General features: G+C 70.5%; 7 protein-coding genes. 4 read left to right on the forward strand and 3 right to left on the reverse strand.

Annotated features, from left to right (window positions below; translation table 11 throughout):
* The 4 genes from I55_RS31905 to I55_RS31920 form a co-directional block, all read left to right on the forward strand.
* On the forward strand, nt 1–302 hold a 302-nt coding region (locus I55_RS31905; protein WP_044564762.1), incomplete at its 5' end, for a sigma-70 family RNA polymerase sigma factor.
* The gene (locus I55_RS31910) at nt 292–954 is read left to right on the forward strand and encodes a ChrR family anti-sigma-E factor (RefSeq protein ID WP_083901611.1); all 663 of its coding nucleotides are present in this window, start codon (nt 292–294) and stop codon (nt 952–954) included. The genes I55_RS31905 and I55_RS31910, both read left to right, overlap by 11 nt.
* A gap of 7 nt (nt 955–961) precedes the next feature.
* Nucleotides 962–1,807 carry a DUF1295 domain-containing protein gene (locus I55_RS31915; protein WP_044564764.1) on the forward strand — a complete coding sequence of 282 codons (846 nt, stop codon included), beginning with the start codon at nt 962–964 and terminating at the stop codon, nt 1,805–1,807.
* A 78-nt stretch (nt 1,808–1,885) separates the two neighbouring features.
* Nucleotides 1,886–2,362, forward strand: coding sequence for a hypothetical protein (locus tag I55_RS31920; RefSeq protein ID WP_044564765.1), 477 nt, complete (start codon nt 1,886–1,888; stop codon nt 2,360–2,362).
* Here I55_RS31920 and I55_RS31925 read toward each other — a convergent pair.
* The 3 genes from I55_RS31925 to I55_RS39225 form a co-directional block, all read right to left on the reverse strand.
* A complete protein-coding gene (locus tag I55_RS31925) occupies nt 2,341–2,769 on the reverse strand; it encodes a DUF2177 family protein (protein ID WP_252181393.1) in 429 nt (142 codons plus the stop codon). The genes I55_RS31920 and I55_RS31925 overlap by 22 nt on opposite strands.
* A gap of 83 nt (nt 2,770–2,852) precedes the next feature.
* A complete protein-coding gene (locus I55_RS31930) occupies nt 2,853–3,089 on the reverse strand; it encodes a hypothetical protein (protein WP_044564766.1) in 237 nt (78 codons plus the stop codon).
* Nucleotides 3,090–3,142: 53 nt separating this feature from the next.
* The coding region (locus tag I55_RS39225) for a helicase-related protein (RefSeq protein ID WP_286364331.1) at nt 3,143–3,984 on the reverse strand (842 nt) is incomplete at its 5' end.

The following is a 3,984-nucleotide window of genomic DNA, read 5'->3' on the forward strand; positions in this document are numbered from 1 at the left end:
ACCTGCGCATCGACGCGCTGCGCCGCGACCGGGTCGCGGACGCCGCCGTCGCGCAGGAGATATTGACGCCGCCCGAGGCGGAAGCCGCCGATGAGGTCCTGTCAGCCACGCAGGTGGCCGAGCGGTTGCGGGCCAGCCTGGACACCCTGCCCCCCGACCAACTGGCGGTGGTGCGCCTGTCCTTTTTCGAGGACGCGCCCCATCCTGACATCGCGCGGCGCCTGGGCATTCCCTTGGGCACGGTGAAATCGCGCCTGCGACTGGCCATGTCCCGCCTTCGGGGGCTGATCGATGACGTCTGAGATGCACCAAATTCCCCGACCGACCCACCACCCCGATGCCGATCTGCTTGCCCGCTTCGCCGCCGGCACGCTGGAGGACGGGCCGGCGCTGATCGTCGCCACCCACCTGGACTTCTGTCCCGCCTGCCGCGGCCAGGCCCGCAAATGGGAGGCGCTGGGGGGTGCGCTGCTGGATGGCTTGCCGCCCGCGATCATGGCTCCCGACGCCCTGGATCACGCCCTGGACCTTATCGGCGCCGCGCCGGAAGAGAGGTCCCCCCACCGCGCCAGCGACGACCTGGCCCTGCCGCCCGCCTTGCGCCGGCAGCGGATGACGTCGTGGCGCTTCATCGCGCCGGGCATACGCGGCCGCGCCGTGCAGGTCGATCCGGCGCAGGGATACAAGGCCTTGCTGTTCCGGGTCCAAGCGGGGATGTCCATCCCCATGCATGGCCATCGCGGTCCTGAATTCACCTGCGTGATCGACGGCGCGTTCAGCGACAGCCTGGGCCGCTTCGGCCCCGGCGACATGATCGCCGTCGACGACGGTGTGGATCATGAACCCATGGTGAGCCGGCAGGACGGGGATTGCCTGTGCCTGATCGCCGTGCGGGGCCGGCTGCGTCTCCACAGCCTGCTGGGACGCCTGGCCCAGCCTTTCGTCGGCCTGTAGGCGCCCCATGGCCGTTCCCGCGCCCCTGTCGCTGATGGCCGCCATAGCGGTTGGCCAAAGCGCGGTGATGGTCCTCGCCTGGGCGATACAACGGGCGACCCGCCAGTCCGGCTGGGTGGACGCCTGCTGGTCCTTGGCCATGGGCTTGGGCGGCGTGACCGCCGCCCTGGCCCCATTGGCCCTGGCCCCACTGGAAAGCACGCCGCCCAGCGCGCGCCAGGTGCTGGTGGCCACGCTGGTGGGGCTATGGGCCGGCCGCCTGGGCCTGCACATCGCCGCACGGACGCGCGGCGGCGGCGACGATCCCCGCTATGCCCAGCTGCTCCAGGACTGGGGGCCGCGAGCGCCCATGCGGCTATTCCTGTTCCTGCAAAGCCAGGCCGTGGCCGCCGCCCTGCTGACCGCGACGGTCTTCGTCGCCGCCCGCAACCCGGCCCCTGGATTGGGGGTGGCGGACGGCGTGGGCGTGCTGGTGCTCCTGGCCGGCGTGCTGGGCGAAGGGATGGCCGACGCCCAGCTGGCGCGGTTCCGCCGACGCCCCGACGCGCACGGCGGCGTGTGCGACGCGGGCCTATGGGCCTGGTCGCGGCATCCCAACTACTTCTTTGAATGGGTGGGGTGGCTGGCCTATCCCTGTTTCGCGCTGGCGCCGGGGATGGACGGTCCATGGCCCTGGGGCTGGGTGGCCCTGACGGGACCCGCCGTCATGTACGGCCTGCTGGTCCACGTCTCCGGCATTCCGCCATTGGAGGCGCATATGGCGCGGTCCCGTGGCCAGGCGTTCGAGGCCTATCGCCGACGGACCAGCGCCTTCTTTCCCTGGCCGCCGGGACGAAGCGGGATCACCGAATAGATCCTTGACCCGCTGGCCGCCTCGGGCGATTAGCAAAAGTGGACGTCAGCCCGGGGGGATCAAGGCATGCGGGGAACGATGAAAGCGGGTATCGCCCTGGCCCTGGTCGCGGGCCTCGCCCTTGCCGGCTGTTCCGGTGATGACCCCATGGGGCCGGGGCCGGATCAGAAGATGCTGCAGGAGGCGTGCTCCCTGACGCTGCACACCACGCGCCCCACCGGCAGCGACGTGCTGTCCATGTATCGCCTGGATGTGCCGCTGACCCCGGTGGATGTGCGGCGCATCGAATCCACCGTGCTGGTCGACGGGCGCGAGACCTACTACGTCCGTGCCAAATTCAGCGACCAGGTCTGTATCGGCGGCGACGTGACCATGGTGTCACTGGCCAACGGCAAGGTGCACATCCATCACGAAATGGCCGACCTGGCCCATCTGGACATGATGGGCAAGCCGGTCTTCATGCGCCTGATCCTGGACGATACCTTCGACTACATCCCCGGCCAGACCATTAACCGTACCGCTGGCGGCCGGCATTACGGCTTCCAGCTGAAATAGCTGCCGGCCAGCGCCCCGGCCGCCGCCGCCAGGCTGGTCAGCACGGCACCCCAGGCCATGTCCACCGCGCTCAGCCGGGCCGACCACAGGCGCAGCGTCGCGTGGTTCGTCAGGTCGTACGTCGCGTAGCTGACCAGCCCGAACAAGGCGCCCCGCACCAGCGCGTTGGTCAAAGGCGCGTCCGAGCGCAGCGCGGGCTCCACCGCGAAAAAGACGATGCCGGCCACCATCAGCAGATAAAAGACGGCGGCCGGCGCGAGCCGTGGCTGCTCCGCCATCATGTCGCCCATGACCTGCCGGTAGAACCCCACCATGCGGGTCAGCCAGATGGCATCGAGGGCCAGGAACACCACCAGCGTGGCGCCATAGACGGCCATGAGACGCAACAGGACGGCGACAGACGGCATGGGTGATCCCCTTCGCAAAGAAAAAGCGCCCCGGGGGCCATGCCACGGGGCGCTTTCCAATACGTGTCACCGATCCAGGTGGATCAGCGGACCGGCGACCGGCTCAGCGACTTGATACGGCCGCGCGGGCTGCCGGACATGAGGGCGATTTCCCGGTCCTGCGCCTCGATGATGGCGCGGGCGGGCTCGTCACCGTCCAGGCCGCCCAGTTCCGACGAGGGAACCCGGCGGTTGGATGACCGCGAACCGTCGTCATACAGAACATCGAACAGGACGAATTCGCTGACGGACTTGGATTTCGGCTTGCTGCTGCGGCCCATGGGGACCTCCTCTTCCTAAAGAACCATCACAACTCGAAACGTGAACCCGAGGTTCAGCGGCGACGGCGCGGGCGATTGTCGCGATCCTCACGCGCCGGCGGCTGCTGATCCTCGTTGGCATTCAAGGCCGCCACGAAACTGGAGAAGGGCGTGCCGCGACCACCATCTTGCACCGGCCGGGGCGCCGCCGGACGGGGGGCGTTGGGGCGGGGGGCGTTGGGACGCTGGCCTTCCGGACGCGGGCCCTGCTGCGCCGGCCGGCCGGCAGCCTGGGGCTGGGCTGGGCGGGACGCCTGCGGCTGGGCGGGACGGCCGCCTTGCGGCTGGGCCGGGCGCTGGCCTTGCGGCCGCGCCTGCTGCTGCGGACGCCCCTGGCCCTGCGGACGGTTGCCCTCCCCGCGGGCGGGACGCTGGCCTTGCAGGCGGGCCTCCGCCTGGCCTTCCGCGCGGGCCGCCTGCTGGCCACGGGGCTGGCCGCGACCGCCATTGCCGTTGCGCGGCTGGCGGGCCGGCAGCGGCGGGCGGCTGACCGGGGCGGCGGCGGCCTGGGGCGTGGCCTCCGGCCGCTCACCCACCGGGATGGACTTGCGGATCAGCTTCTCGATATCGCGCAGGAAGCCCCGCTCCTCCCCATCGGTGGCGCACAGCGACACGGCGACGCCGGAGGCGCCGGCGCGGGCGGTGCGGCCAATGCGGTGGACGTAGGTTTCCGGCTCATTGGGCAGCTCAAAGTTCACCACGTGGGTGACACCGTCGACGTCAATGCCGCGGGCGGCGATGTCGGTCGCCACCAGCACCTTGACGGTGCCGGCGCGGAAGCCGTCCAGGGCGTTTTGCCGGGCATTCTGCGACTTGTTGCCATGGATGGCGGCGGCACCGATACCCGCCGCTCCAG

This window comes from Azospirillum sp. B4 (genome assembly GCF_000333275.1).
Lineage (GTDB): Bacteria > Pseudomonadota > Alphaproteobacteria > Azospirillales > Azospirillaceae > Nitrospirillum.

Bases quoted from the DNA above. Each gene is read 5' to 3' on its own strand.
- I55_RS31925 (WP_252181393.1), bottom strand. From the start codon at position 2,769: ATGCCGTCTGTCGCCGTCCTGTTGCGTCTCATGGCCGTCTATGGCGCC.
- I55_RS31910 (WP_083901611.1), top strand. From the start codon at position 292: ATGACGTCTGAGATGCACCAAATTCCCCGACCGACCCACCACCCCGAT.
- I55_RS31930 (WP_044564766.1), bottom strand. From the start codon at position 3,089: ATGGGCCGCAGCAGCAAGCCGAAATCCAAGTCCGTCAGCGAATTCGTC.
- I55_RS31920 (WP_044564765.1), top strand. From the start codon at position 1,886: ATGAAAGCGGGTATCGCCCTGGCCCTGGTCGCGGGCCTCGCCCTTGCC.
- I55_RS31915 (WP_044564764.1), top strand. From the start codon at position 962: ATGGCCGTTCCCGCGCCCCTGTCGCTGATGGCCGCCATAGCGGTTGGC.